The organism is Brevibacterium sp. CSND-B09 (assembly GCF_052906525.1).
Genome location: NZ_JBREGI010000001.1, coordinates 2,785,178 through 2,812,138, shown reverse-complemented (window position 1 = coordinate 2,812,138; position 26,961 = coordinate 2,785,178). Strand labels below are relative to the sequence as shown.

The following is a 26,961-nucleotide window of genomic DNA, read 5'->3' as shown; positions in this document are numbered from 1 at the left end:
TCCCGGGCGCCGGGCGGGCCCGCCGTAGAATGTCGAGCGTGACTGCGACGAATATTGAGATCCCGAAGAACCTCCTGCCCGCCGACGGACGCTTCGGGTCCGGCCCGGCCCGCATCCGCCCCGCCCAGATCGAGGCGCTGACCTCGGCCGCGACCGAGGTGCTCGGCACCAGCCACCGCCAGGCTCCGGTGAAGAACCTCGTCGGCCGCATCCGCTCCGGACTGGCCGAGCTGTTCAGCCTGCCCGAAGGCTACGAAGTGGTGCTCGGCAACGGCGGATCCACCGTGTTCTGGGACATCGCGGCCTTCGGCCTCGTCCGCGAACGGGCCGCGCACGCGACCTTCGGCGAGTTCGGACAGAAGTTCGCGAAGGCTACCGACACCGCCCCACACCTGAAGTCGTCCCTCATCCTGGGCGCCGAACCGGGCACCGCTGCGATCCCGACTCCCGAGGCCCTGGCTGCCGCTGGTCTCGTGGACTCCCCCGCCGAGGCGGCCACCGGCGAGAACGCCGCCGACGTCTTCGCCTGGCCCCACAATGAGACCTCGACCGGTGTGGCCACCCGAATCGCACGTCCGACCGGGATCGCCGAGGATGCCCTCGTCGTCATCGACGCCACTTCCGGCGCAGGCGGACTGGCTGTCGACATCGCCGAGACCGACGTCTACTACTTCGCCCCGCAGAAGAACATGGGCTCCGACGGCGGACTGTGGGTGGCGATCATGTCGCCGCGCGCGATCGCCCGCGCGCAGGAGATCAAGGACTCCGGACGCTGGATCCCGACCTCGCTCGACCTCGTCACCGCGATCGAGAACTCGGCCAAGGACCAGACCTACAACACTCCGGCCGTCGCAACCCTGCTGCTGCTCGCCGAACAGATCGAGTGGATCAACGGCAACGGCGGTCTGTCCTGGGCAGCCGAACGGACCGCTGAGTCCTCCGGGCTCGTCTACGACTGGGCGGATTCCGCCGAGGCGGCCCACCCCTATGTTGCAGACGCTGCGGATCGTTCGTCGGTCGTGGCCACCGTCGATTTCGATGAGTCGGTGAATGCTGCTGCTGTGGCCAAGGTGTTGCGGGCCAATGGCGTCGTCGACGTGGAGCCCTACCGCAAGCTCGGTCGCAACCAGCTGCGCATCGCGACCTTCGTCTCCGTCGACCCCGACGATGTGCGGGCACTGCTTGCCTGCATCGACTTCGTCATCAACGCCCTCAAGTAGCGCAGAGCCGCGACCGGCGGCTGCGGACGCAACGCATACGCAAGTTTCCAGTGTCGGCCGCCAGCACCTCGGCCGCGTAACTCCTCCACTCAGTGCCATAACGACCCGTTGCAAAGGGGTGTTATGGCACTCAGTGCGTCGGATGCGTTTGCCGCGGTAGGAGAAGCCACTCCGAGGACGTATTGCCGCTACCGGTGACGGATGCATGCGCCACGGGCGGAACTTGGGGCATCCCTCACCCTTCGCGACAAAACACCCCACTGCAACGATGCAATTAAGCCCTAACGGTGACGGATGCTTGCGAGCCTCAGGCGAAGAAGTGGATAAGCACGCCGATGCCGAAGGTGATGCCGGCGAGCATCGCGAGGATGAACTCGATGCCCGCACCGAGGCCGATCGCCTTGATCGACTCCCAGCTGGAGTTCCACGCCGTCTTTCCGTCCTTGAGGCGGGAATACTCGGCGAGGTAGAGGCCGGCGACGAAGCCGATCGGCAGGCCCAGCACCGGAATGACGAAGAAGCCGATGACGGCGAGCACCCCGCCCAGCAGCACCGAGGAGTTCGGCACCTGCATGGACTTGAGTTTGCGGCCCGTGAGCACGAGCGAGGCACTCATCCCGGCCGCGACGAACACGGCGACGATGGCGAAGATGATCCACGCGGTCGGTCCGCCGATGATGATCGCCCAGATGAGAACCGCGATGGCGATGAGGATCGACCCGGGCAGCACCGGCACGATGATGCCCAGGCAGCCGACGAGGATCGCCAGGCCGACGAGCACCGAGGTGATGATGTCAGTTGTCACAGTCCGTCCGTTTCCATTGCTCGACCCTCGAATCCCTCGCCGAGGCGGTCGATCGAAATTCTATGACACGAACCTCCGGGCCCGCCGAGTGCCAACCCCCGCAGTGTGCCGGCTTCCGCCCGACACCGCCCGAGGTCGAACTCCCACCTGCGGACAGTTGCCCCGCCCGCTCGAACCCGTCAGTGTCCGCTGCCGCCCGGCGGCCTGCCCTGATAGCTCATGTGCAGCCGGATCCGCGACTTCGGATCCCGGTGGAGGCGCAGGTCCTTGGCCGTGATCATCCACAGCAGGCCCACGGCGAAGGCGAGGATCCCCGAGGCGGCTCCGACGACGAGCGCCATCCGCGGTCCGAAGACATCGGCGACCCAGCCGGCCAGGGGTGCCCCGATCGGGGTGCCGCCCATGACGACAGCCGCGTAGATGGCCATGACTCGGCCGCGGTAGTTCGGCGCGGTGGTCGTCTGCACATAGGCGTTCGCCGAGGTCATCATCGTCAGCGATGCGAAGCCGACGAACATGAGCGAGGCGGCGAAGAGGTAGTAGTTGGGCATCAGCGATGCCACGCCGACGGCCACACCGAATCCGCCGGCGGCGCCGAAGATGAATCGCAGTCGGGGCTTCTCCCGCCTGGCCGAGGCGAGCGCCCCGGTCACGGAGCCTATGGCCATGACGGAGTTGAGCAGGCCGAAGCCGCTGGCATCCTTGCCGAATTCGATCTTCGCCATCGTCGCCGTGTAGATGTTGAAGTTGAATCCGAAGGTCGCGACGATGAACAGCACGACGAGCACGACCGTGATGTCCGGGCGTCTGCGCAGATATTTCAGCCCGCCGAGGACCCCGCCCTTGCCGCGCCGACCGGAAGGGTGCAGCTTCGACTTGTCGAGCCGGAGGAGCACCGTGAGCGTCGCCGCGAAGCCGAGTCCACTGATGAGGAAGACGGGACCGGGCCCGATGACAGCGGTGAGCACACCGGCCACGGCCGGACCGATCATGCGGGCGCCGTTGAAGGACGCCGAGTTGAGGCTGACGGCATTCGGCAGCAGCTTCTCACCGACGAGTTCGGAGACGAAGGCCTGCCTGGCCGGGTTGTCCAGGGTTGTCAGCATCCCGAGCGTGAACGCGAGCACGTAGACGTGCCAGAGGACGATGACGTCGGTGATGGTGAGGACGAAGAGGACGAGTCCGATGAATCCCAGCAGCGCCTGAGTGACCATGAGCAGACGCCGTTTGTCGAACTTGTCGACGAGATTGCCCGCAAACGGGAACATGATCAGCTGCGGTCCCAGCTGCAGCGCCATGGTGAGGCCGAGCGCCGAAGCGTTGTTGTCCGTGAGCATGGTCAGGACGATCCAGTCCTGCGCCGTGCGCTGCATCCATGTCCCGGTGTTGGAGATCAGGGCACCGGCGAACCAGTGCCGGTAGTTCGGCTCCGACAGCGACCGGAACATCTGGGACATCGAGTGGTTCAGCCCTCCTGGAACTCGAGCTCGCCGGAGTAGTCGTCGACGACTGCTTCAGCAGGCTCGTTGTTCGGCCGTCTCACATCGGTCTCCGAATGCGCACCGCACCCGGATTCGAGTCCGACCACGCGACCGTCGAACGGCGACCACGCATTGGCGCAGACCCCGAACTTCTGGCGCAGCGATCCGGCGATCGGCATGAGGTAGCCGCAGCTGCCGCAGTGCCCGGCCGCGCGTGAGGCGAACTCGCTGTCGGGTCCGGCATCCGATTCCGACCACCGGCTCGCGGCCGCGCTCAGCCCGTCGGAGGAGAGCACGCGTTCACGACCGAGACCGAATTCGAAGTTCTGAATCTGGTCGACGTTGTCCGCCGCATTGTCCTCGGTCTGCTGGAAGCCCGGCTGCAGGTTCGGATCCTGGTCGAGCTTCGGCAGGGTGTCGCGCGGACCCATATCACCGGGTTCGAGTCGTTCCTCCCACGGCACCCATTCGGGGGCGACGAGAGCGTCGGGTCCGGGCAGCAGCGCGGTTTCGCAGACCGTGACCTTCTTCGCGCGCGGGGCGCGGGCGAGCACGGCCACCCACCGCCAACCGCGGTAGGTCGGGTCGGTGCACACGAAGTAGTGGGTGACCAGTCGCGTCGCCTCGGCCACCGTGCCCAGGTGTTCGCCGACGACGGCGGTGCCGGCCACCTCGGTGATGGCGGTGCGGGCGATGTCGATCGCCGCGGCCAGCTGGGTGTCGAGGACGACCTTCTCCGTGCCCGATCGCGGACGACCGGTCTTCGCTGCCTTCGCCGAGGCGGCCGTGCCGGAATCCGCGGCGACCGCACTTCCAGCGGCGGTCGATTCGCCCGCAGCGGTCGGCACATCGCTGCCTGGGGCCGCCTCGGTGGTCTGTTCGGCGTCGTTCTCGGCGGGCGCGGCGGTCTGCCGGGCCAGCCAATCACTGAACAGTGATGACATCAGGACTCCAAATCGTCGGCAATCGCCCGCAGCAGGCTGGCGACCTTGTTCCCATGGGTGGGGTCCGGGTAACGGCCGTGCTGCAGTCCGTTGTTGAGGTCATCCAAAACTTTGATGACATCTTCAACCATAACTGCCATGTCCACGGCCGGACGTCGGCGGGCCTTGGCGACTTTGCCGGGAGTGGTGATCGGGCGGGCCTTGAGCACCTGCGCTCCGCGGCGGGAATCGACGACATCGTATTCGAGCCGGGTGCCCTTGGTGACTTCGACTCCCTCGGGCAGCACGGAGGAATGGAGGAAGGCCTGCGAGCCGTCCTCGGCGATGACGAAGCCGAAGCCCTTGTCGGCATCGAACCATTTCACGCGTCCGGTGGGCATGATGTCCTTTCTGTCTGTTCGTACCCGTTGAAGCGGGCTGATCGTACGGTGCCCGCAGGTGCGGGCTGTGTGTCGGTCGGCTGCGAAGTCGGATTCCGCGGCCGGCAAGCAGGTCGGGTGGTGTGGTCGCTGTGCTCGTGTGCCCTCATCGCCGTCGGTCAGACCATGCCGACTGCGGGACCGAGGGCATCGCATCGGCGCTGTGATCCCTGGCTCTCACCTGTCCGTGGAGGTCACGTGCAGGGTGGCGGTGAGCACCTTGTCCGCGGCGGGAGATCACGGGGGCGTACGCGATTGGGTGGTCGGCCGCCTCGGCGAGGTGGGGATCCGCACCATTCGATCACACTGTGCGGGTGGGGCTCATGCCCGTACCCGAACCTGCGGGGTGAGGCATGAGTGATGGTTTCAGCGGTGGCCCACCCCGGTCTGTCTGCGTCGGATGGCGGCTCGGATCATGGCCACGCAGGCGAGGATGACGGCGATGGGCACGAGGATCATGGGCAGGTAGGTCAGCAGCGGACTGGGTGTGAGTCCCATCCAGGCCTGGCCGAGGACGCCGATGAGGCCGAGCGCCCCGATGGCTGCGGCGGCAACCGCGGCGACGACGATGGTCGTGTCGACTCGAGTGGCTGACAATGCGCGTCCTTCCGTCCGATCTCTGATCCTTCTCTGCGCCTCCATTGTACCCCTCGCGATAGACTGATCGGCGATGTCAATGACCTTCAGCCAGTGGCTGTCCCACAGTGCAGATGCCGACTTCGAGTCCTTCGTCCGGACTCGACGCGACCTCCTCCAACCCGAGTCCCCGACGATGGCGGCCCTGGCCGCGGCCGCGTCCTCGCGCATCGGGGTCTCCCGCGGCATCGAAGCTCTCGATGCGCAGTCGCTCGAGGTCTTCATCGCCTTGGCCAAGGCGGCCCGGACGACGCCGGAGATCAAAATCACCGGCAATCCGCATATCGATCCCGCCCTCGCCGAGGAGGCCCTGCCCCGACTGCGCGACCTCGGCCTGGCATGGCCGGCCGATGCGGATGGGAACTGGCGGATCCAGTCCGAGGCCATCACGCTGCTGCCCACCTCGGCGGCCGAATCTGCCAGGGCATATCCGTGGCAGATCGACTCCTCCTCGATCGATTCGAGCACGGCCACGATCGGTCAGCCGCTCATCCACAACAGCGAACAGGCCGCCGTGGCCGAGGTCATCTCATCCCTGCGCGGCCTCGTCGATGAGCTCGCCGCCTCCCCGATCTCCCGGCTGACCAGCGGCGGCATCTCGAAGCGGGACGTCTCCCGACTCGCCCGGACCCTCGAACTGGGTCTTGAGCAGACGATCACCCTGCTGCAGGCGGCGAAATCGCTGCACCTCATCGGGGTCCTCGACGATGCGCTCGATCCGCAGTGGACGGCCGCCGACGATGCCGACTCCGCCCTCGCCGGCGATCGTGCCGAACTGTGGGCGGCGCTGGTCGGGGCGTGGCTGCGCGATCTGCTCGACGTCACGCAGCTGGCGGCGGGGGCGAGCGAGAACGAACGCCTCACGGTGCTCGCGGCTCCGAAGAAGTCCCTGTTCAAGGGCTATGGGCTGTCGGTGCCGGCGATGCCGCTGCTGCGCTTCGCCGTGCTCTCCGTCCTCCATGACATCGGTCTGGGCTCGGCACGGTCGGCCGGGTGGATCCATGCCGAGGTGCTGCGTCGGCATCCGCTGCTGCCGGCGCACGAATTCGCAATGACCGAGGCCGTTCTCCATACCTGTGTGAGCTTCGGGTTGGCGACGACTCCGCTGCAGGAGCCGGATCATTTCGGTCCGAGCCGGTTCGGTCTTCGACTGGCCGCCGGGCTGGATCGGGCGATGGCCGAGCATGCCGAGCAGGACCCTTCGATCCTGCCGTTGGGTGTCTCCGTCGATGCCCTGACAGTGCCCGGCGATGTCATCGCCGCGGTCACCGAGGGGCTGGGGGCCGAGGTCGACACAGTGCTCATCCAGTCCGATCTCACCGCCGTGGCCACCGGCCCGATCGAACCACGGGTCCACCGTATTCTGCGCAAGTATGCCGTCGTCGAGGCACGCGGCCAGGGCACCGTCTATCGCATCGACGCCGAGACCATCGAAGACACCATGCAGTCCGGGACCACCCCGGAGGAGGCCTTGGCCGAACTTGCAGGCATCAGTGCCGAAGAGCTGCCGTCGACCTTGGAATTCCTCGTGCAGAACACGGCCTCGAAGCTGCGCCGGGTGCGGGTGGCAGGGGCCCGGGCGGTGCTCATCGTCGACGACCCGGTCGACCTCGATGTCATCCTCTCCGATCAGGCGATGATGCCGGCCGGTCTCGAACGGCTGGCTCCGACCGTGGCGATCGCCCAGCTGGGCCCGGAGCGGACGATGCATCTGCTCGAGGCCGGGGATCACCATGCTCTGCTGCATTCGGCGACCGGGCCGGTGCGCAAGCGCCGGGTGATCACCGAATCGGAACCCGAGGTCAGCGTGAGGCGACGTCCGCGGGTCAGCGACGGCCACCTCGGCGAATATATTCGGATCCTGCGGTCCGCACCGGCGGCGGCCGCCCAGGTGAGCACGGATGAGCCTTTAGGGCATATGGATCGGCTGCGGGAAGCGGCGGAGGAGAAGCGTCGCGTGCTCATTCGGATCGCGGATTCCCACGGCAAGGAACGGACGATCGAGATGCTGCCGACCACCCTCAACGCCGGCCGCGTCCGCGGAGTGGTGACGACCACCGGCGCCGAGGCCTCACTGTCCGTCGCCCGCATCGTCTCCGTCGACCCCTCCCCCTAATTGCTACCTGACGGGGGCCCAGCAACCTGGCGCCAGGTTGCTGGGCCCCCGTCAGGTAGCTCGGAGCGGGAACAATCGGGGTGATGGACGTGTTGTGTCCTCTGGTGTCATCACACTTCGGGAAGGGAAGTATTGAATGAATGGTCCGTTGATCGTGCAGTCCGATCGGACTGTGCTGCTGGAATCGGGACATCCTCTGGCCGTCGAGGCGGCCGTGGCGATCGCCCCGTTTGCGCAGCTGTCACGGACCCCGGAGTACATCCACACCTATGAGATCACTCCGCTGGGGCTGTGGAACGCTCGCGCCAGCGGCCATGATGCCGAATCCGTCGTCGATGTGCTCCTCGAATTCGCGAAGTACCCGGTCCCGCATGAGCTGCTCGTCGACATCGTCGACATCATGGACCGCTTCGGTGTGCTCACCCTCATCGACCACCCGATCCACGGCTTGACCCTGACCTCGACGGAGACGGGACTGCTCGATGAGCTCGTCGGTCAGCCCGACCTCGTCGGCAAGTTCGGCAAACGCATCGATGCCGAATCCGTCCTCGTCCACCCCTCCGAGCGCGGGGAGCTCAAACACGCCCTGCTGCAGCTGGGCCACCCGGTCTCCGACCACGCCGGCTACGTCGACGGTGAAGCCCACGAGATCTCCCTGTCCGATGATGCCCACGGCGGTCAATGGCATCTGCGCGACTACCAGAAGCAGGCGATCGACCAGTCGCTGTCCGGTGAGTCCGGGGTCGTCGTTCTGCCGTGCGGTGCAGGGAAGACAGTCGTCGGTGTGGCCACCATGTCTCGGGTACAGACGACGACGCTCATCCTCGTGACGAACTCGGTCTCGGCCAAGCAGTGGAAGGACGAGATCCTGCGCCGCACCACCCTGACCGAGGACGAGGTCGGCGAATATTCGGGATCGACGAAGGAGATCCGCCCGATCACCATCGCCACCTACCAGGTGCTCACCACCCGCAGGAAGGGTTCGTACCTCCACCTCGAGCTCCTCGATGCCAAGGACTGGGGCCTGGTCATCTATGACGAGGTGCATCTGCTTCCGGCGCCGATCTTCCGACTGACCGCAAGCTTGCAGGCTCGCCGTCGCCTCGGCCTGACCGCGACGCTGGTGCGTGAGGACGGACGCGAGGACGAGGTGTTCTCCCTCATCGGGCCCAAGCAGTACGAGGTGCCATGGAAGGAACTCGAACGACTCGGCTATATCGCTTCGGCCGCCTGCCATGAGGTCCGCGTCCGGCTCGACGGCGGAACCCGAACAGCGTATGCCCGCGCCGACGGGGAGGACCGGTACCGGTTGGCGGCGACCTCGGATGCGAAGCTGCCGATCGTCTCCGAGCTCGTCGCCGATCACCCGGATGCGCAGATCCTCGTCATCGGTCAGTATCTCGACCAGCTCGAGGAGATCGGAGCCGAACTCGGTGCGCCCGTGCTCACCGGGCAGACTCCAGAATCGGTGCGCCAGGAGCTCTTCCGCGAGTTCCGGTCCGGGGAGATCCCGGTGCTTGTGGTCTCGAAGGTCGCGAACTTCTCTGTGGATCTGCCGGCCGCCTCGGTGGCGATCCAGGTCTCCGGAGCGTTCGGGTCCCGGCAGGAGGAGGCTCAGCGCCTCGGGCGGATCCTGCGTCCGAAGGAAGACAAGGGTTCGGCCACGTTCTACACGGTCGTCGCCGCCGATACCGTCGATGAGCATTTTGCCGCTCAGCGCCGCCGCTTCCTCACCGAGCAGGGCTACAGCTACAGCATCGAAGTCCGCTGACTCTCCCCTCAATTCCTACCTGACGGCTGTGAGTCTTGGTAGTGGCTGGTCTGGGACCGGCTGGCAGAGTAGGTGTTGGCCTCTCCATCCCGTGATCGTGACTCAACCTGGCGGTGACCCACCCCCCTTTTGGTGGTGTCTTCGGGCCGATTTGTCCGATCACATGGGTGGTGCGGCCGGCACCGACTCGGCCCACCTCGGTAACTTGATCAGAAGGCTGTCCGCCCCTTGCCGGGGCGTGACTCATCACAGTGTTGTTCCGAAGTGACCTCATCCCGGACCGGTACCGGCCGCAAGCGGCCGCACAACCTATCGGTCAAACAGGGAGCTTCGAACCGCTATGTCCATTGTCGCGCACTTATACAACTTCTTCATCGGCGTCGATACACACGCCAGAAAACACGTCTACACGATCATCACCAACACCGGCATCCTCGTGGCTACCGGCAGCTTCCCGACATCTCGGGCCGGCATCAAACGGGCCCTGACCTGGGCAGGCCGGTGGACGAAAGGTGACCTCGACACCCTGTGGGTCGTGGAAGGAACCGCATCCTACGGGGCGGTGCTGACCGGTCATATCGCCACGACCGAATACCCCGTGGTCGAAGCTGGACGCATGGATGCCAAAGCCCGGTACGGCGTGGGTAAGAGCGATGAGCTCGACTCCTACCGGATCGCGAAGTCCGTGCTGGCGCTACACACCGACCAGCTGCGGTGGCCACGCCAAGGCGAAGGAGTCCGCCAGGGCCTGCGCGTGCTGTTGGCAGCCCGGGACGCGATGACCACCGAACGGACCCGGATGATCAACTCCCTGACCGCGTTGGTGCGCACTGTCGCTCTGGGAATTGATGCCCGTAACTCGTTGACCGATGCCCAGTTCGTCGAGATCTCGAAGTGGCGGTCGAGGAAGGAAGACATCGGCCTGGCCACGTCCCGGGACGAAGCGGTCCGTTTAGCTCAACGCGTCCTCGATCTTGATGACGATCTGCAGGACAACCATGACAAGCTCGCTGAACTTGTTGAGGCCAGTCCGGCGGCAGTCTTGCTGGCCGAACCCGGGATCGGTACGTTCACTGCCGCGGTGTTCTTCACCGCCTGGTCGCATCCGGGACGAGTCCGTAACGCGGCTGCGTTCGCAGCCCTGGCAGGGGCGAATCCGATCCCTGCTTCGTCGGGCAACACGCAACGACACCGGTTGAACAGGGGTGGGGATCGGCAGTTGAACCGGGCCCTGCACACGGTGATCACGAACCGGATGATCCACGATGAGAGAACCAGGGATTATGTTGCCCAGCGCTTTGGTGAGGACCCGACGAAGAAGTCGAAGAGGGAGCTCAAGCGCAAGCTCAAATGGTATCTCGCGCGTCGAGTTTTCAAGATTCTCAACGGGCTAGAAACAATTCCCACGCCGGCTTGACAGACATAGAAGGATCGGCCCAGCAACCTGGCGCCAGGTTGCTGGGCCGCCGTCAGGTAGTTTGGGGAGACTCACCTCCGGTCGCGAACCACGCGACCTTCGTCCCAGACCGGTGTTGTCGACTCATAGACTTCGCCGTCGGCCCCGAAGACGAGGAACCTGTCGAAGTCACGAGCGAACCAGCGGTCGTGAGTGACTGCCAATACCGTCCCATCGAACGATTGCAGCGCAGTCTGCAATGCCTCGGCGGAGACGAGGTCGAGGTTGTCGGTGGGTTCGTCGAGCAGCAGAAGGGTTGCGCCCGCGAGCTCGAGCAGCAGGATCTGAAAGCGCGCCTGCTGTCCGCCCGAGAGCGAATCGAAGGACTGTTCTGCAGCACCGGCCAGCTCGTAGCGGGCAAGTGCCCGCGAAGCCGGTTCTCGCGGCAGGCCTGCTCGATGTTCGTCCCCGCGGTGGAGGATGTCGAGCAGGGTCCGCCCGCGCAGATCCGGGCGGCCGTGCGTCTGCGCGAACCAGCCGGGGCGCACGCGGGCTCCGAGTCGCACTGTTCCGTCGTGGGCGACGGGTGCGATGTCGATGTCAGAGACCGGGCGGTGCTCGGGTTCGGGGTCGCTGCCGCCGGCTGCGAGCAGTCTCAGAAAGTGGGACTTTCCCGAACCGTTCGATCCGAGTACGGCGATCCGATCCCCGTAGTGGACTTCAAGGTCGAACGGCAGCATGAGGTCGGTGAGTTCGAGCTCATCGGCGACGATCGCGATCTTGCCCGTGCGTCCGCCGCGCAGACGCATTCCGAGGTTCTGCTCACGCGGAATGGCCTCGGGCGGGCCGGCGGTCTCGAAGCGCTCGAGACGAGTCTGCGCGGCTCGGTACCGCGAGGTCATGTCCGAGTTGTAGGCGGCCTTCTGCTTGTACATCTGCACCAGCGACCGCAGCTTCGCGTGCTCCTCGTCCCATCGCCTGCGCAGCTCCTCGAGCCGTTCGAACCGGTCCGACCGGGCTGCGTGGTAAGTGCCGAATCCGCCCGGATGCACCCATGCGGTGTTCCCCGCCGCAGAGAGCTCGACAGTGATGATCTGCGTGGCCGCCTGTGCAAGCAGCTCACGATCGTGGGACACGAAGAGGACGCTCTTGTCCGTGTCCTTGAGCTCGGCTTCGAGCCAGCGCTTGCCCGGGACATCGAGGAAGTTGTCGGGCTCGTCGAGGATGAGGATGTCATCGGGGCCGCGCAGGAGCGCTTCGAGCACGAGTTTCTTCTGCTCCCCTCCCGACAGGGTGGAGATCTTACGGTCCCGGCAGCGGTCGTACGACATTCCCAGCGCCGAGGTGGTGCAGGTGTCCCACAGCACCTCGGCGTCGTATCCGCCCACGTCCGACCAATCGTTGATCGCCGTGGCGTAGTCCATCTGCACGGCCGTCGACTCGCTCTCGGGTCCGAGCAGCTTCTCTTCGGCCCGACGCAGATTCGCCGCCGCACGACGGATCGGCTTCGGAGCCAGTTCCTCGAGCGCCTCGGCGATGGTATCGGCGGAGATGAACTGACGCATCAATCCGATGCTGCCGGTATGCGAAACGGCTCCCTCATCAGGGACGAGCTCACCGGTGAGGATCCTCAGCAGAGTGGTCTTGCCGGCACCGTTGGCACCGATGAGCGCGGATTTGGCCCCGTCCCCGACGCGAAACGACACCGATCCGAGCAGAGGCCTGCCGTCGGCGAGGGTGTAGGAGACATCGTTGATCTCGATATGGCCCATGTGGTCAACCTATCAACATCTCTTAACATCGCAGATGTCTTCGAACTACCCGACGGCGGCCCAGCAACCTGGCGCCAGGTTGCTGGGCCCCCGTCAGGTAGTAATTACGTGGTGATGAGGGAGGGTTCGGACTTGGCGACGACCTCGCGGCGGGCGACGCGGCGGGCCAGGCGGGACTCGCCCCACTTGATGAAGCCGACGCCGCCGAGGATGAAGACTCCGCCGAAGAGCTGGATCGGGGCGGGCATCTCGAAGAGGACCAACCAGGCGACGATGACGGAGAACGGGACCTCGACGAGATTGACGAACGATCCGACCGTCGCCCCGACATAGCGCAGACCGAGGATCCCGGTGATGTAGGCGCCGACCGTGAAGACGACGATCATCGCCATCGGCACGACCCACGACATCGACACCCCGCCGAAGTCGACGTCCGCCGTCACCGCGTTCCACGGCATGACGCCGGCGAGCACGATGGCCGACATCGCCAGCGCCCCGATGCCCATGCCCAGACCGGTCAGCGCGACCGGCGGGATCGTGATCGTGTCCTTCGCAGAGACGAGGAAGTAGCTGGCCAGGCAGACCGCGGCAGCCATCGCCATAACCACGCCGAAGATGCTGATCGACGATCCGCGCAGGTTGAGCACGAGCAGGAGCCCGATCATCGAGACGACGACCCCGATGAATGTCACGGTCGCCGGCCGGGTCCGCGTTCGCGCCCAGATCCAGAAGACGATGAGCATCGGCGCGGTCATCTCCAGCAGCAGCGCCACAGCCACGGTGAGGTGTTCGACGGCGACGAAGTAGAACCCCTGGACGCCGGCCATCGAGACCAGGCCGTAGGTGACGACGGTGCGCCAGTGCGTGAGCACTTCGCCCCAGCGTCCGCGCAGGGCGATGAGGGTGGGGATGAGCAGCAGGACCGCGGAGCCGGCCAAGCGGATGAGCACCACCGCGCCCGGCGTCCACCCGATCGCGTACATCGTCTTCGCGATCGGCCCCGACACCGCGAAGAAGAACGCGGAGGCAAGAGTGAGCAGGAACCCTGCGATGACGGTGCGATTCATTCCTGACCTCCTGATGTGGTGAAACGTTGAGTGGCGTACGAGGACAGACGTCCCCTGAGGTGGTGGTGCGGTGTTGAGTTGACAGTGCGACGCTGAGCGGATGGCGCGGTGGCAGATCATCCCCTCGCCGAGGCGGTCCGACGGCTGCCGGTTTCAGTATCGACCCTGAAATTGAAATGGGTCAAGTGCATTTTGGTCCTTACATCCTGTGGCAGAATGTCATTCACCATGGCTTTCATCTACGACATTCGCGCAAACCTCACGATGCTCGTCGACCTCCTCAACACCTCCGGCGACATCACGGACGGCGGTGACGAACTGACGACAACCGCGAAACTCCGCGAATTCGCGGCCCGGCACGACTTCTCCGGACCTTTGACCGCCACCAGAAGCGACGTCGACGAGACCCTGGAACTGCGCCGCAGATTCGCCGCAGCACTGGATGCGAGCATCGACGCCGAGACCGACGACGAGGTCGAAGCGGGGACGATCGCGGTCGTCGATGAGATAAATCTCACACTGAGCGACTCGGGGTCAGTGCCGCAATTGGTCAAACACGACCACTGGGACTGGCACCTGCACGCGACCGGCGCTCAAGCCAGCCTGGCCGACCGAGTGGCCGCCGATGTCGCTCTGGTCCTCATCGACCTCATCCGCTCCGGCGATCTCGACCGGCTCGGCCGCTGCGCCGCCGAGGACTGCCGCGCCTACCTCGCCGACTTCAGCCGCAATCGCTCGAAGCGCTTCTGCGATACCGGCAGCTGCGCCACCCGCACTCATGTCGCAGCCTTCCGCGCCCGCCAGTCCGATGCCGATCCCCACGGCTGAGCCGAGGAGCCGCCCATGTCACTTCAACCCTTGCGCATCACCGCCGGACGCAAGCTCGCCGCCAGCCTTGCAGGCATCACCACCATGTCGGCCACGCTGACGTCGGGCTTCGCCATTGCGGTGCTGTCATTCCTTCCCGCGGATCCCGGAGGGCTGCTGAGCGAAAAAGTCGTCTTCAGCGCCCTCGCCGTCATCGTGGCCCTCGTCTCTGCCGCCATCAGCTTCCTGCTCGTGCTCGCGGCCCTCGGCCGCTTCCGCACCGGCGGCAGCCTGTCCAGATTCTTCCGATACCAGCTGGCGGCACTCGGGGCCGGCGGCGGGCTCGGCCTCGGCTTCGTTCCCGCCATGACAGACGCGGCTCCGATCTGGTGGGTGGTTGCAATCGCCGCCGGCCTCGGACTCATCGCCGTCTGCCTGCTCGCATTCCGTAAGGCCCGTTATCCGATTCTCGACCGCCCTCCCTACCCCAATGCAGCCTTGGCCGAAGGCAGCGTTATCGACTACTGGTCCGGTTCCTCGGCAAGAGCACCGAACCTGACCGTGGTTCACTTCGTCGATAACAAGGGCCGGGACCGCTGGGCCCGTCACCTCGTCCAGCAGGACCCGTCACTACGAGGCACTGTCGGCCAGGTGATCTATGACCGCCACCGCCCCGAGCGGGTTCGGCGCTTCGCCGTCACCAGGCAGCTCTTCGACCTCCGCCCGCCGCGTGAGATCCGAGAGAATCCGACATCCCAGTCGGGCACCGTCTTCCCAATGCCACCCGACCCTCGCCCGCCGCGCCCACACTGAGCCGAACCCGCCCTACCCACACCCGCCCCGACGATCGTTTCTGAACGCAAACTGGTCGCGACCACATTTTTCACTGAAATCAGGCCTTCATTCCTGAGAGCGAATACCCGATCCAGGACTCAAAAGGACTTTCCTGAGAGTTTTCCAGTGACGCATGTCACAATTGCATTCAGGTAACCTCCAGCCCACTCCCAGAAATGGGTCTCAGACTGGAGCAATGACTACAGCACAGAACGACACCGACATCGAAGCCACCCTGCTCGTTGTCGATGATGAGCCCAATATCCGCGAACTCCTGTCCACCAGTCTCCGCTTCGCCGGCTTCGACGTCGTCTCCGCCGCCAACGGCGCCGAGGCGCTGCGCCTCGCCGAGCAGACCGACGTCGATCTCCTCGTCCTCGACGTCATGCTCCCGGACATGGACGGCTTCACCGTCACCCGCCGACTACGCCAGATCGGCATGAACGCCCCCGTCGTGTTCCTCACCGCCCGTGATGACACCTCGGACAAGATCACCGGTCTGACCGTCGGCGGTGACGACTATGTGACGAAGCCCTTCAGTCTCGAAGAGGTCGTCGCCCGCATCCGCGCCGTCCTCCGCCGCACCCGCAATCTCGAGGACGAGGAGAACGCCGTCATCGTGGCGGGCGACCTCGAACTCGACGACGATACCCATGAGGTCCGCCGCTCCGGCATCCTCATCGACCTCTCCCCCACCGAGTTCAAGCTGCTGCGCTACCTCATGCTCAACACGAACCGCGTCCTGTCGAAGTCGCAGATCCTCGACCACGTGTGGGAATACGACTTCGGCGGCGACACCGGAATCGTCGAGTCCTATATCTCCTACCTGCGCCGCAAGATCGACGTCACCCCGGAGACGGATGCCGCCGGCCACCCCGTCGAGATGGAGTGGACACCGATGATCCAGACCAAGCGCGGGGTCGGCTACATGCTGCGCACACCGGAATCCAAGTAGTCGTCCATGCAAGGACGATAGATTACATACGTGGCAATAGAATCCCGTCCCTCCCGTCCCGGCTTCTGGGAAGAATGGTCTCTGACCACCAAGCTGCTGGCCATCATGATGCTGCTCATGCTGCTCGTCCTCACGGGGACGAGCGCTTGGGTGTTGGAGAACCTGCGCGACAGCCTCGTCCAGCGCACCGATGAACGACTCATCAGCGCCTCCGAGACCCTGGCGAAGCAGGCCTACCAAGATGTGTTCCAGAAGGCCGAACTCCAGTCCGGGGACGACGACGCCGAGGATGCGCCGTCGTCGACGACGATCGATTCGAATTCCTGGGATCAGCTCAAGAGCCTCCTGCCGGGCGGATTCTATGTGCAGTTCTACAACACGGACGGGGACCCGATCCGCGACCCCGTCGCCCCGGAGCCGCAGAACCATCCGATCCTGCCGAAGATCAACGAGAAGGAAGTCTATTCGCGCGGCGGCGAGCCCTTCACCGTCGCCGGAACGAGTTCGCAGTGGCGGGCCCGGGCGATGAAGGTGAAGAACACCGACGTGCTCGTGTCCATCGCGGTGCCTTTCGACCGCGAAGTCGACAACATCAACGAGCGGGCCCGGAACACGATGATCGGCATCGGCCTATTGGCCCTGGCGATGGTCGCCGGAGTCGGCTATTGGGCGATCAACAACACGTTCCGCCCGCTGCGCGATATCGAGAAGACCGCCTCCCGCATCGCCGCCGGCGACCTGTCCCAACGTGTGCCCAGCTATCCGCGCAACACCGAGCTCGGGCGGTTGTCGGCGGCACTGAATACGATGCTCGGACGCATCGAGGACTCCTTCGACGGGCAGACCCGCTCGGAGAAGCGCATCCGCCAGTTCGTCTCCGACGCCTCGCACGAGCTGCGCACGCCCCTGGTCACGATCCGCGGTTATGCGGAGCTGTACCGCCAGGGTGCGATCACGAAGTCCGAGGACGTGGCCAATGCGATGGAGAGGATGGAGTCGGAGGCCAAGCGCATGGGCGTCCTCGTCGACGATCTCGTCGTCTTGGCCAGGCTCGACGAGCAGCGTGCCGCCGAGATCGGCCCGGTCGATCTGCACAAGGTCGTCCGCGATGCCGCCGCCGATGCCGCGGCACAGGCCCCGGACCGCGATATCAGCTTCATCGGACTCGACGGTGAGGACGCCCAACCCGTGCCGATGATCCGCGGCTCCGAATCGAAGATCCGCCAGGTCATTGTCAACCTCGCCGGCAACGCCGTGCGGCACACCCCCGAGCACGCGGCGATCGAATTCGCCGTCGGCGTCGTCGGTCTCCCCGAGTCGGTCGACCCCGATTCCGCGGACACCGGCGAGATCCGCGAGGTCGGCGCCCGCGGCCAGAACGGTCGCAATGGTGCGAAGAGCGGGGCGAAGGACAAACCCCGTGAACGCGGGTTCGTCACCGGAGGGGTCCGCATATTCCGCCGAGGCGACTCCGCCGGACACGACCAAACCGACACCCAACCGACCCCCCGGACCGCTGCACAGTCCCCGACCAAGCCCGACCGTCAGGTGGGTCCCGAGAGTCCCGCCGCGAATGCGGAGCGGGGAGAGGGGCAGCACAACGGGCAGCACAGGACACCGTCCGGATCGCAGTCGGCGCAACCCACCGGTCCTCAGAATTCCGGATCGCAGAGTGGGGCAGCGGCCGATTCTCCGGCTATGTCTCAGTCCGATTCATCGACCGACCCCCAGTCCGGTTCGCAGTCCAAGGCTCCCGAGCCGGCGAACATCGTCCCCGATGTCACGGCGGCCGGATCGATCACGGTCGATGAGTCACTGCGAGGATTCCCCAACGGCAGGGTCCGCTTCGAGGTCAGGGACCACGGCGACGGAATCGACCCCGAGGTGGTTCCGCGCATCTTCGAGCGCTTCTACCGCCTCGACGTGTCCCGGACCAGGGACACCGGCGGGTCCGGGCTCGGCCTGTCAATCGTCAAGGCGATCGTGGAGAACCACCATGGTGCGATCTCCGTCCACGAAACTCCGGGCGGCGGTGCGACGTTCCGCATCGACCTGCCCATCTCCGACAACGGCGAAACCACTGCGGACACGCGAAAGGATGAGCGATGAACGAGAACACCGACCCTCAGAATCCGGATGAGGTGTCCCGCAGCTCCCGATCGGATGATCAGACACCGCCTCCGTCGGGGAATCAGGGCAGCGGTTCCGCCGGCGGGGGACGTCGCAGCCCATCGGCCGGTGGCTACCGCGGGTCCGGAGCCGAGGTTCCGCGCACCTTCCCGTCCCAGCCCAACGGTCCTGCACGCGTCAGTCCACCGGTCGCACCGCCGGAGAGACGCCCCGACGTTCCGTCGACTCAGGCGCAGAACCCTGTGGACGGATCCCCTCACCGAGGAGGCTCTCCCTCCCAGCAGCCGTCCCCGTATCAGCCGAACGGGCAGCAGCACTCTTCGTACCAGCCAGGCAGCCCACGGCAGGGCGGTCAGCAGGGCTATCCAGGACACCAGAGTGCCCAGGGCGATTTCGGCAATCAGCCGCAGCCGGATCGGCAGAACGTCCAGCCGAATCAGACTCAGCACCCGTCCCCGTACGGGCAGTCCCAGCAGAATGGTCCGCAGTCGTATCAGGGCCAGAACAACGCCGGACAGAGCAGCACCGGCTCGACCGCTGACGGCTCCGGTCCCTCGGCAGCAGTCGGCGCCACGGCGGGAGCCGGAGCAGCAGCTGCTGGCGTTGGGGCTTATCAGGCCGGGGCGAACTCTCAGCAGACAGGTTCCGCCGGCTATCCAGCCGCTACTGGCAACCCGAACGGCCCCGGCAACCCGAACGGCCCCCAGTACCCGCACGGTCCCGGGTACCCGAACGCTCCGGGCCAACAGCCTGGTTCCGGTCAGCAGGTCGCATCGAACCAACAGAACGCTCCCGGCCGGCCCACCGGTTCCAACGCCTATTCGACAGCACCCGGCTCTGTCCCCTATTCCTCGGAATTCTCGGCCGTCGGTTCCCAGCCCGGCCCCGGTGGACCGGGGAGTCCCAACGGTCCCGGAGGCCCTGTCGGACCGGACGGGTTCGGTCCGTACGGAGCTCAGCAGCCGCCTCGGCGAGAGAAGAAAGGACCCGGTTGGGGCGCGACGATCGCGATCGGCCTGGTGGCCGCGCTCCTCGGTGGGGCTCTCGCGTTCGGCGGAAACTATGCGCTCTCGTCGATGCAGAACGACGAACCGCGCAAGGTCGCCGAGGAGACGATCGAAACCCCCGATTGGACGCAGGTCGCAGAGAAGACCTCCGACAGCGTGATGTCGATCCAGGTCGGCACTCGAGGCCAGGTCCAGGGGCTCGGCTCGGGCGCGCTGTACGACGATCAGGGCCACGTCATCACGAACAACCACGTCGTCGCGCCCGCGGACACCCCCGACGGCGAGATCGCCGTGACCATGAAGAACGGCGAGACGACGGAGGCGAAGATCGTCGGCCGCGATCCCTCGACCGATATCGCCGTCATCAAGCTCGAGCAGGTGCCCGACGGTGTGAACCCTCTGGTCATCGGCGATTCGAAGAAGCTGACCGTGGGCGATCCCGTGATGGCCCTGGGCAACCCGCTCGGCCTGGCCAACACCGTGACCACCGGCATCGTCTCCGCGCTCGACCGTCCGGTATCGACGGAGAACATCGGCGACGATGCCTCCTCGCAGGAGAAGGAGATGACGATCACGAACGCCATCCAGACCGATGCGGCGATCAACCCCGGCAACTCGGGTGGACCGCTGGTCAATGGTGATGGCCAGTTCATCGGCGTGAACTCGGCTGCCGCATCGCTGAGCCAGGGCGAGGGAGGTCAGTCCGGGTCGATCGGCATCGGATTCGCGATCCCCGCGAACCAGGCTGTCATGATCGCCGATCAGCTCATCTCCTCCGGCAAGGCCCAGCATCCGTTCCTCGGCATCACTCTCACCGACGGGCACATCAACAGCGGCGGGATCAGCCGAGGCAGCGCCAAGGTGCAGTCCGTGGCCGGCGGATCCCCCGCGGCCAAGGCCGGAATCAAGGACGGGGACGACATCGTCGAGGTGGCCGGAACCAAGGTGAACAACGCCATCGCCCTGCGCGCCCTCGTCCGCGCCCAGCCGGTGAACACCCCGGTCGAGGTCACCGTGGTCCGCGGCGGGAAGGAACAGAAGCTCGACGTCACGCTCGTGCTGCAGTAGGCACGTCTCCGAGTCGGTCCGCTGGCTCAGCGGTCAGCCGCCCGAACGTTCACCACTCGAGCGTCCGCGCGTGGGGATCCCGTCGTGACTCAGCCACCTGGAGGGTGTGGACAGCCGAACGCTGTCCACACCCTCTTTCCGTGCTCTTCCCCTCCTCTGTCGCGTCAGCCGACACTGATGTCGTCTCGCCCGACCGCGGCGGAACGTCTCTGACCAAGAGGAGTGATGATGAGTTTCGAAGTCGACGCCGAACGCGTCCAATCCGCTGCCACAGCCGCCGCGAACACCTCCCGCAATCTCGTGTCCGAATCCGACACGATGATGCGCAATCTGCTCGCCCTCCAGGAATGCTGGCGCGGCAGTGCGGCCCAGAACTTCCAAGCCGTGGTCAACCAGTGGGAGCGTGCGCAGAAGCAGCTCATGGAATCGCTCAACTCCGTCCACGGAGCGCTCCACACCGCGGCCCGGCAGTACTCCGAAGTGGAGGCGGCGAACTCGCGTCTCTTCGCCCCCTGAGCCGATCGGATTCCACCGTCACGATCGAGCTTCCGTTCGTGACGGGCAGTTCCCTTTCCGCCTCGTCGAGTCCCTGCTCGGTCGGGCGTCCCGACCGGATCCGCTCGCGCTGCACGCCCTGTCGAGTCCCGTTCGCCGAGCGACACAGATCCCCGCCGCGGATCCCCGAGATTCCGCGGCCGGGATCTGTTCGTTCTCGTAGTCGGCGTCTGGCAAACTATCAGCCTTTCTCAGTAGACTTGAGAGCGATAGTTCGCGGCGGTGTTGGCCAAGAATCTCCGGACCGGAGTGGATCGGGTTGGCAGCGTCGGGTCAAACCAATGCAGGAGTCGACTACGGATGAGTATCTTCCAACGGATCGCGACGATCTTCGGTGCCAAGGCCAACAAAGCTCTGGACAAGGCCGAAAACCCCAACGAAACCCTTGACTATTCGTACCAGAAGCAGCTGGAGCTGCTGCAGAAGGTCCGTCGTGGTGTTGCCGATGTCGCCACCAGCCGCAAGCGCCTCGAGCTGCAGATCAACCAGCTCGAACAGCAGCAGAACAAGCTCTCCGGTCAGGCCGAGAAAGCCATGCAGATCGGTCGCGAAGACCTCGCTCGCGAGGCCCTGACCCGCAAGTCCGGGCTGACCCAGCAGATCACCGACCTGCAGACCCAGCACGAAGGACTGCAGGGCGAGGAGCAGAAGCTCACTCTCGCCTCGCAGCGTCTCCAGGCCAAGGTCGACGCCTTCCGCACGAAGAAGGAGACGCTGAAGGCCACATACAACGCCGCCGACGCACAGACCAAGATCGGCGAGGCGTTCTCGGGCATCTCGGAAGAGCTCGGTGACGTCGGACTCGCCGTCCAGCGCGCCGAAGACAAGACCGCGTCGCTGCAGGCGCGGGCCGGTGCCGTCGATGAGCTCCTCGCCTCGGGTGCCCTCGACGACGTCACGGGAACCCAGAAGGACGACATCACCGCCCAGCTCGACTCCCTCTCCAGCGAGAACGACGTCGAGATGGAACTCCAGCGGATGCGTGACTCCCTGCCTGCCGGGTCCGAGAAGCAGGACCAGAAGTCGCTCGAAGGTGAGGATCAGCAATGATCATCCGCATCATGGGCGAAGGACAGTTCGACGTCAAGAACGTCGACCAGGACCTGCTCCAGAAGTACGACAACCAGGTCGAAGATGCCGTCAACGCCGGCAACGAGGAAGCCGCCCGCACCGCGCTGAGCGCCCTCCACGACTACGTCACGGCCAACGGGCAGCCCGTCGCCGATGACTACCTCGGATCCTCCGATGTCGTCATCCCCTTCGTCGACGCCACCTTGGCCGAGATCGCCGAACTGCTCACCGGCGAGGGTTTCATCCCGGACCCGGCCTGAAACCACAGAGCACCGAAATGCACCCGGCCCATTGTCTTCGACAGTGGGCCGGTTCTGCCACTGCCAGAGAGGAACCCCGATGAAGAATCGCTTCGTCAAAGACAACGGACTGACCATGCGGATGGGATGGACGATCTTCCTCAACGGCCTCATCTATGTCGTCCTCATCCTCGCGATCTGGTGGATCTTCGGACAGAACATTCCCGGAGTCATCATCGCCGTCCTCATCAGCGCCGGCGCGTTCTTCTTCCAGTGGTACTTCTCCGACAAGATCGCCATGCGTGCCATGGGCGGACGGGAGGTCTCCCCCGAGGAGGCTCCGGAGCTGCATACGATCGTCGACCGACTCTGCCAGCTGGCCGATTCGACGAAACCCCGCGTGGCCGTCTCGAACTCCCCGATCCCCAATGCCTTCGCCACCGGCCGCTCCCCTGAGCGCTCGGTGGTGTGCGTGACCCGTGGCCTGCTCGAGAAGCTCGACCGTGATGAGGTCGAGGTCGTGCTCGCCCATGAGCTCTCACACGTCGCCCACCGCGATGTCACGGTGATGACAGTTGCCGGCGTCACTGGTGTCGTCGCCGCGCTGATGATGCGCGCCGGTTACTACATGAGCTTCGGACGGTCGAACAACAATAACAACGGCATCCCGATCCAGCTCCTCTTCATCCTCGTCGGAGCCGTCGTCTACGGGCTCTCGTTCGTCCTCATCCGCGCCCTCTCCCGGTATCGCGAGTTGGCCGCCGACCGCGCAGCGGCCATCCTCACCGGTGCACCGTCCACACTGGCGTCGGCACTGACGAAGCTCAGCGGAGACATGGCCAAGATCCCGGAGAAGGATCTGCGGTCGTCCGCCTCGGCGAACCACCTCGCTCTCATCCCCGCCATCAGCGGAAAGGCCGCCTTCGGCCAGCTCTTCTCCACTCACCCCTCACTCGAGAAGCGACTGGAGCAGCTGGCCCAGATCTCCGCCCAGCTCTCCCGCCCCGAGTGAGCACCAACTGCACCTTTTGAACTGCGCACCACCGATATAGGAGTTCCATGGGATTCTTCGACGCACTGCTCGGCCGGTCCAAACCGAAGCGGGCCAACCTCGACGACCTCTTCGCCCTGCCTCCGGCGGCACTGACTCTGCAGGCCGCGACCGGCTTCACCCCCACCGGTGTCGGGGCCGTCGCCTTCCGTCAGGTCGAGGGAGCCGCGTTCCAATCCGCCGAGTCCGAAAGCGTCGCCCTCATCGGCTCCGACCCGGCCGCCTCGGTGAGGCAGGAGAACGACGGGTTCGGGTTCACGTGGCAGGTCGTGGCTGATGAGAACGCCGAGGTGGTCAACCTCGTCACGAACATTCACGCCGTGAACTCCGCGCTGGTCAATCAGGGCTTCGACACGATGCTGCTGTGCACAACCGTGTACTTCGTCCATCCCGATGGGCGTCGGATGGCGTTGGTCTACCAGTACAAGCGCGGAACTTTCTATCCGTTCGTGCAGTTGGGCCCGAAGCAGCGGGACAATCCCCTGGAGATCCAGGTCAAGGGCATCCTCTCGAACGAGCTGCCGTTCGAAGAGGACACGTCGAACTGGTCGGCTCTGTGGGACGCCCCGGGCATCAACGACACCCCGGGAGCTCCTGAACTGCAGTAGGCAGTTCAGACCGAACAGAGAACAGTTCAGCCGGAACAGAGAGCAATTCAGTCCGAACAGACAGATGGAGGGCGTCCCTGCAGGGACGCCCTCCACTCATATCCGAAGCTGTCAGCCTTCCTCAGCTGCCACCTCGATGACTTCGCCGAGAGCTTCGATACGGTCGCCGGGACGGATCGTAGCACCGCGGCGGGTCTCGACCTCGCCGTTGACGCTGACCTCACCGTCGGCGATCATGTCCTTGGCCATGGCACCGTGTTCAGCGATTCCGTGGAGTTTGAGCAGCTGACCGAGTCTGATCGACTCGCCGCGGATCTCGATCGTGTCCATCAGAACATGTCTCCGAATCCGTCGAACAGGCCGCCGCCGTCGCCACCGTCGCCTCCGAAGAAGCCGCCGCCGTCACCGCCGCCCGTGTCACCGCCCATATCGCCACCGGCGTCGCCCATGTCGCCGCCGTATGCGCCGTCCCAGCCGCCGCCCATTCCGCCGAACATCATGGCACCCATGAGGACGCCGGGCAGCAGGCCGGAGCCAGCGTAGGAATTGAAGTAGCCGCGGTTGTATTCGGCGTAGGCCGGCCCGGCCTCCCAATAAGCGCGACGGGTGTGTCCGTCACCGGTGACGACCTTGCGCACCAGCGGATCGGCGCCGACAGCGACGCGTTCGGCGTCGGCAGCGCACACGGGCACGGGGCGCAGCTGGCCGCCGGCCGGAGCCCAATCGATGTCTTCGACCGAGGGACCGTGCTGCGGGTTGAAGAAACAGGGCGGACGACGCACCGGCAGGGGTTTGCCTTCGACCCGGGCGCGAACGCATTTGGCGGCATAGCGGCCGTCTTCGAGCGCCTCGGTGACGTGGCGGATGTCAGTGGGTTCGGAGACCTTCTCGAGTGTCTCCTTGGCGACGTCGTACGAGTCGAGCGCCTGCTTGTAGTCCTGCGCTCCGCCCGTGTCGAGGTCGACGCCAGCGGTGATGACGTCGAGTTCGGCGACTTCCTCACCGAATGCGGTGACGTCCTCTTCAGCGGTCTTCTTCACCTGCTGAAGTTCAGCGGCGTGCAATTCCTGCTGCCGCTTCTTCTCCTTGCGGTGACCGATGAAGAAAACGGCCCCGAGAACTACGAGCAGCAACAGAAATACTTCAGTCACGATCCATGCCTCCCAGGCTAGCTTTGTCCTCGAACAGTATGCCCGATGAAACTGGAAGACGTCTGAGCCTGTGCCCCACATCTGCTCAGTCCGCGGCCGTCGATGACGGCTCAGACCCAGGCGGTGGAAGACCGGTGCATGCAGGTCACGCGACGCCGTTGCGCGCGGGTCATCGAACACCGTCGCTCGCCCAGTGCGCCACCGCCTCAGACGGCCAGTGCGCCACCGCCTCAGGCGAGGGCCACGAGACCTTTGACCAAGGCCGCGATCCCGCCTCCGAAAGCGAGGACGAGCATCCCGATCCGCGCTGCGCCCACGTCGATATGGCGGGAGAGCCAATCGCCTCCGGCGAGGCCCGCGACAAGGACGAGCCCAAGTCCGATCCAGACTCCGAGCTCCAGGTGAAGCCAGGTCCCTCCGTCGATGATCACCTTCATCACCACCGCCGAGGCGGTCCCGACGACGAGGAACGGCTGCAGGGTGGCCGCGAACGACCGTTGTTCCCAGTTCGTCAGCACAGCGAAGGCGCTCACCGCCGGTCCCCCGGCTCCTGCCGCGGCAGACATCGCCCCGGAGAAGAGACCGGCCGTCAGGCGTGTGCCGATGTTCGCGGGGATCGTCCGCCCCAGCTTCCCCAAGGTCAGTGAACTGATGAGGGAGACGATGATGAGTGCGCCGATGAGGATCTGCAGCGGCGGGGTCGGCATCGATGACGACAGGAGCGCGCCGGGGATGGTACCGATCACCGCGCCCAAGGAAAGATGCCGGAAAGGCGGCCATTCCACCTCTGCGAAGGTGCGGACGAAGACGGAGAATGAGGCGACGATTCCGCAGATGTTGACGAGGATGACGCCGCTGAACGGATCGAGGAGAAGGACGAGGAAGGGACCGCTGACCAGGCCGAATCCCATCCCGGTGACGCGTTGGGACAATGCGCCGAGGAACACGGCGAAGAGGATGAGCACGACAACGGGTTCCACTCGGTCGAGTTTAGTCCAGCCCGATTCCCGGCTGATCCTCAGTCTCACCGCTGATCGCGGGGTTAGAGTATTCACCATGAATGCCAGTCCCCTCTGGTCGCGGTTCAGCGCAGATCCCCGCTCGTATGGGCGGGTCCGGGCCTCTGATGCCGACCGCGCGGTCGTCAGTGATGTCCTCTCGGAGGGTTATGCTCTCGGTCAGCTCGACGTTGAGGAGTTCGATGAACGCACCGAGGCGGCTGCGAAGATCAAGACGCTCGGTGAAGTCCCAGAGCTGATCGAGGATCTCGTCCTCGCCGATCCGGCCGAGGTCGAGCCTGGCAAGCTCGATGTTGCGGGCCGTGCGCAGGCACTGGCTCGCCTCGAGGCAGAGCGGGTGCCGATCACGCCGGAGCAGATCGATGCCGCGGCGCAGAAGTACTACCGAGATCGGGTGCGTCGTGCACTGCTCGGTGCTGTTGCAGGACCGGTCGGGATCGTGCTGGCGATCTGGGCGATCTCGTCGATCGCTTCTGGAGGGTTCATCTTCTTCTGGCCGATCTTCGTCATCATTCCCACGCTGCTCGGCGGACTGGGACACATCGCGCGCAAGGACGAGATCATCCGCAACCGGAAGAAGGAGCTCACTCGACGGGCCCGGGCTCAGCTCGGTGATGCTGAGGCCAAACGACAGCTCGAGGAGGGTGAGCCTCCCGAGCGGGATTATGAAGCGGACTTCGGTACGGGCCTGCAGCCGCCGCATCCGTCTCATCCGCCGTACTCTCCCGGACAGATCTCACGACGGGAAGAGCGGGACCGGCGCCGGTCGCATCGCCGCCATAACCGCGACAATCCCTGGGACTGAGGTTACGTTCCGGGTCTGGCAGGGTCTGGGCCTC

General features: G+C 65.4%; 25 protein-coding genes. 15 read left to right on the top strand and 10 right to left on the bottom strand.

The window, feature by feature from the left end:
- The first annotated feature begins 38 nt into the window (after positions 1-38).
- Positions 39-1,220, top strand: a complete 1,182-nt coding sequence (serC, locus tag ACU4IU_RS12535) for a phosphoserine transaminase (protein WP_446656894.1) — start codon at positions 39-41, stop codon at positions 1,218-1,220.
- A gap of 307 nt (positions 1,221-1,527) precedes the next feature.
- Here serC and ACU4IU_RS12530 read toward each other — a convergent pair whose 3' ends face one another.
- From ACU4IU_RS12530 to ACU4IU_RS12510, 5 genes are all read right to left on the bottom strand, one after another.
- On the bottom strand, positions 1,528-2,025 hold the full coding sequence (locus tag ACU4IU_RS12530) for a DUF456 domain-containing protein (RefSeq protein WP_181270724.1): 498 nt from the start codon (positions 2,023-2,025) through the stop codon (positions 1,528-1,530).
- 179 nt (positions 2,026-2,204) lie between these two features.
- Entirely contained in the window at positions 2,205-3,482 is a 1,278-nt protein-coding gene (locus tag ACU4IU_RS12525) for an MFS transporter (protein ID WP_446656893.1), read from the bottom strand.
- Positions 3,483-3,490: 8 nt separating this feature from the next.
- The gene (locus ACU4IU_RS12520; RefSeq protein WP_446656892.1) at positions 3,491-4,450 is read right to left on the bottom strand and encodes a DUF3027 domain-containing protein; all 960 of its coding nucleotides are present in this window, start codon (positions 4,448-4,450) and stop codon (positions 3,491-3,493) included.
- Entirely contained in the window at positions 4,450-4,830 is a 381-nt protein-coding gene (locus ACU4IU_RS12515; protein WP_101543626.1) for a cold-shock protein, read from the bottom strand. Before ACU4IU_RS12515 ends, ACU4IU_RS12520 begins: the two co-directional genes overlap by 1 nt.
- A gap of 405 nt (positions 4,831-5,235) precedes the next feature.
- Positions 5,236-5,466: a hypothetical protein gene (locus ACU4IU_RS12510; RefSeq protein WP_101543627.1), complete on the bottom strand. Its 231-nt coding sequence runs from the start codon at positions 5,464-5,466 to the stop codon at positions 5,236-5,238.
- A gap of 73 nt (positions 5,467-5,539) precedes the next feature.
- On the opposite strand from ACU4IU_RS12510, the gene ACU4IU_RS12505 reads away from it, so the two are divergent.
- The 3 genes from ACU4IU_RS12505 to ACU4IU_RS12495 all read left to right on the top strand — a co-directional run bounded on the left by ACU4IU_RS12505 (position 5,540) and on the right by ACU4IU_RS12495 (position 10,809).
- Positions 5,540-7,621, top strand: coding sequence for a helicase-associated domain-containing protein (locus tag ACU4IU_RS12505; protein WP_446656891.1), 2,082 nt, complete (start codon positions 5,540-5,542; stop codon positions 7,619-7,621).
- A 136-nt stretch (positions 7,622-7,757) separates the two neighbouring features.
- Positions 7,758-9,392 (top strand): DNA repair helicase XPB, encoded by a 1,635-nt coding sequence (locus tag ACU4IU_RS12500; protein ID WP_137211323.1) that lies wholly within the window; start codon positions 7,758-7,760, stop codon positions 9,390-9,392.
- A 340-nt stretch (positions 9,393-9,732) separates the two neighbouring features.
- Positions 9,733-10,809, top strand: coding sequence for an IS110 family transposase (locus ACU4IU_RS12495; RefSeq protein WP_139470449.1), 1,077 nt, complete (start codon positions 9,733-9,735; stop codon positions 10,807-10,809).
- Positions 10,810-10,880: 71 nt separating this feature from the next.
- Here the strand turns inward: ACU4IU_RS12495 and ACU4IU_RS12490 are convergent, their stop codons facing one another.
- Entirely contained in the window at positions 10,881-12,560 is a 1,680-nt protein-coding gene (locus tag ACU4IU_RS12490; RefSeq protein WP_446656890.1) for an ABC-F family ATP-binding cassette domain-containing protein, read from the bottom strand.
- 104 nt (positions 12,561-12,664) lie between these two features.
- On the bottom strand, positions 12,665-13,627 hold the full coding sequence (locus tag ACU4IU_RS12485; protein WP_181270729.1) for an EamA family transporter: 963 nt from the start codon (positions 13,625-13,627) through the stop codon (positions 12,665-12,667).
- A gap of 216 nt (positions 13,628-13,843) precedes the next feature.
- Between ACU4IU_RS12485 and ACU4IU_RS12480 the strand changes: the two genes are divergently transcribed.
- The 10 genes from ACU4IU_RS12480 to pspAB all read left to right on the top strand — a co-directional run bounded on the left by ACU4IU_RS12480 (position 13,844) and on the right by pspAB (position 23,952).
- Positions 13,844-14,455 carry a CGNR zinc finger domain-containing protein gene (locus ACU4IU_RS12480; RefSeq protein ID WP_248283910.1) on the top strand — a complete coding sequence of 204 codons (612 nt, stop codon included), beginning with the start codon at positions 13,844-13,846 and terminating at the stop codon, positions 14,453-14,455.
- Positions 14,456-14,470: 15 nt separating this feature from the next.
- Positions 14,471-15,247 carry a hypothetical protein gene (locus ACU4IU_RS12475; RefSeq protein WP_446656889.1) on the top strand — a complete coding sequence of 259 codons (777 nt, stop codon included), beginning with the start codon at positions 14,471-14,473 and terminating at the stop codon, positions 15,245-15,247.
- A 217-nt stretch (positions 15,248-15,464) separates the two neighbouring features.
- Positions 15,465-16,223, top strand: a complete 759-nt coding sequence (locus ACU4IU_RS12470; RefSeq protein WP_039208507.1) for a response regulator transcription factor — start codon at positions 15,465-15,467, stop codon at positions 16,221-16,223.
- A gap of 30 nt (positions 16,224-16,253) precedes the next feature.
- Positions 16,254-18,332 carry an ATP-binding protein gene (locus ACU4IU_RS12465; protein ID WP_446656888.1) on the top strand — a complete coding sequence of 693 codons (2,079 nt, stop codon included), beginning with the start codon at positions 16,254-16,256 and terminating at the stop codon, positions 18,330-18,332.
- The gene (locus tag ACU4IU_RS12460; protein WP_446656887.1) at positions 18,329-20,428 is read left to right on the top strand and encodes a trypsin-like peptidase domain-containing protein; all 2,100 of its coding nucleotides are present in this window, start codon (positions 18,329-18,331) and stop codon (positions 20,426-20,428) included. Before ACU4IU_RS12465 ends, ACU4IU_RS12460 begins: the two co-directional genes overlap by 4 nt.
- A 228-nt stretch (positions 20,429-20,656) precedes the next feature.
- Positions 20,657-20,944, top strand: a complete 288-nt coding sequence (locus tag ACU4IU_RS12455; RefSeq protein WP_035321190.1) for a WXG100 family type VII secretion target — start codon at positions 20,657-20,659, stop codon at positions 20,942-20,944.
- 339 nt (positions 20,945-21,283) lie between these two features.
- A complete protein-coding gene (locus ACU4IU_RS12450) occupies positions 21,284-22,033 on the top strand; it encodes a PspA/IM30 family protein (RefSeq protein WP_101543641.1) in 750 nt (249 codons plus the stop codon).
- On the top strand, positions 22,030-22,314 hold the full coding sequence (gene pspAA / locus ACU4IU_RS12445; RefSeq protein WP_139468159.1) for a PspA-associated protein PspAA: 285 nt from the start codon (positions 22,030-22,032) through the stop codon (positions 22,312-22,314). The genes ACU4IU_RS12450 and pspAA overlap by 4 nt, the downstream gene beginning before the upstream one ends.
- A 79-nt stretch (positions 22,315-22,393) precedes the next feature.
- The gene (gene htpX, locus ACU4IU_RS12440; RefSeq protein WP_101543644.1) at positions 22,394-23,305 is read left to right on the top strand and encodes a zinc metalloprotease HtpX; all 912 of its coding nucleotides are present in this window, start codon (positions 22,394-22,396) and stop codon (positions 23,303-23,305) included.
- Between the two features lie 47 nt (positions 23,306-23,352).
- A complete protein-coding gene (gene pspAB, locus ACU4IU_RS12435) occupies positions 23,353-23,952 on the top strand; it encodes a PspA-associated protein PspAB (RefSeq protein WP_139468158.1) in 600 nt (199 codons plus the stop codon).
- A 111-nt stretch (positions 23,953-24,063) separates the two neighbouring features.
- Here pspAB and ACU4IU_RS12430 read toward each other — a convergent pair whose 3' ends face one another.
- From ACU4IU_RS12430 to ACU4IU_RS12420, 3 genes are all read right to left on the bottom strand, one after another.
- Positions 24,064-24,282 (bottom strand): RNA-binding S4 domain-containing protein, encoded by a 219-nt coding sequence (locus ACU4IU_RS12430; RefSeq protein ID WP_025780455.1) that lies wholly within the window; start codon positions 24,280-24,282, stop codon positions 24,064-24,066.
- Positions 24,282-25,103 (bottom strand): hypothetical protein, encoded by an 822-nt coding sequence (locus tag ACU4IU_RS12425; RefSeq protein WP_446656886.1) that lies wholly within the window; start codon positions 25,101-25,103, stop codon positions 24,282-24,284. Before ACU4IU_RS12425 ends, ACU4IU_RS12430 begins: the two co-directional genes overlap by 1 nt.
- 230 nt (positions 25,104-25,333) lie before the next feature.
- The gene (locus tag ACU4IU_RS12420; protein ID WP_446656885.1) at positions 25,334-26,083 is read right to left on the bottom strand and encodes a sulfite exporter TauE/SafE family protein; all 750 of its coding nucleotides are present in this window, start codon (positions 26,081-26,083) and stop codon (positions 25,334-25,336) included.
- Between the two features lie 76 nt (positions 26,084-26,159).
- Between ACU4IU_RS12420 and ACU4IU_RS12415 the strand changes: the two genes are divergently transcribed.
- Positions 26,160-26,927 (top strand): DUF1707 SHOCT-like domain-containing protein, encoded by a 768-nt coding sequence (locus ACU4IU_RS12415; protein WP_446656884.1) that lies wholly within the window; start codon positions 26,160-26,162, stop codon positions 26,925-26,927.
- Positions 26,928-26,961: the final 34 nt, after the last annotated feature.

Coding starts and splice junctions, on each gene's coding strand:
- ACU4IU_RS12525 (WP_446656893.1), bottom strand. CDS start 3,482: ATGTCCCAGATGTTCCGGTCGCTGTCGGAGCCGAACTACCGGCACTGG.
- ACU4IU_RS12520 (WP_446656892.1), bottom strand. CDS start 4,450: ATGTCATCACTGTTCAGTGATTGGCTGGCCCGGCAGACCGCCGCGCCC.
- ACU4IU_RS12515 (WP_101543626.1), bottom strand. CDS start 4,830: ATGCCCACCGGACGCGTGAAATGGTTCGATGCCGACAAGGGCTTCGGC.
- ACU4IU_RS12505 (WP_446656891.1), top strand. CDS start 5,540: ATGTCAATGACCTTCAGCCAGTGGCTGTCCCACAGTGCAGATGCCGAC.
- ACU4IU_RS12500 (WP_137211323.1), top strand. CDS start 7,758: ATGAATGGTCCGTTGATCGTGCAGTCCGATCGGACTGTGCTGCTGGAA.
- ACU4IU_RS12495 (WP_139470449.1), top strand. CDS start 9,733: ATGTCCATTGTCGCGCACTTATACAACTTCTTCATCGGCGTCGATACA.
- ACU4IU_RS12490 (WP_446656890.1), bottom strand. CDS start 12,560: ATGGGCCATATCGAGATCAACGATGTCTCCTACACCCTCGCCGACGGC.
- ACU4IU_RS12485 (WP_181270729.1), bottom strand. CDS start 13,627: ATGAATCGCACCGTCATCGCAGGGTTCCTGCTCACTCTTGCCTCCGCG.
- ACU4IU_RS12480 (WP_248283910.1), top strand. CDS start 13,844: ATGTCATTCACCATGGCTTTCATCTACGACATTCGCGCAAACCTCACG.
- ACU4IU_RS12475 (WP_446656889.1), top strand. CDS start 14,471: ATGTCACTTCAACCCTTGCGCATCACCGCCGGACGCAAGCTCGCCGCC.
- ACU4IU_RS12470 (WP_039208507.1), top strand. CDS start 15,465: ATGACTACAGCACAGAACGACACCGACATCGAAGCCACCCTGCTCGTT.
- ACU4IU_RS12460 (WP_446656887.1), top strand. CDS start 18,329: ATGAACGAGAACACCGACCCTCAGAATCCGGATGAGGTGTCCCGCAGC.
- ACU4IU_RS12455 (WP_035321190.1), top strand. CDS start 20,657: ATGAGTTTCGAAGTCGACGCCGAACGCGTCCAATCCGCTGCCACAGCC.
- ACU4IU_RS12450 (WP_101543641.1), top strand. CDS start 21,284: ATGAGTATCTTCCAACGGATCGCGACGATCTTCGGTGCCAAGGCCAAC.
- pspAA (WP_139468159.1), top strand. CDS start 22,030: ATGATCATCCGCATCATGGGCGAAGGACAGTTCGACGTCAAGAACGTC.
- htpX (WP_101543644.1), top strand. CDS start 22,394: ATGAAGAATCGCTTCGTCAAAGACAACGGACTGACCATGCGGATGGGA.
- pspAB (WP_139468158.1), top strand. CDS start 23,353: ATGGGATTCTTCGACGCACTGCTCGGCCGGTCCAAACCGAAGCGGGCC.
- ACU4IU_RS12430 (WP_025780455.1), bottom strand. CDS start 24,282: ATGGACACGATCGAGATCCGCGGCGAGTCGATCAGACTCGGTCAGCTG.
- ACU4IU_RS12415 (WP_446656884.1), top strand. CDS start 26,160: ATGAATGCCAGTCCCCTCTGGTCGCGGTTCAGCGCAGATCCCCGCTCG.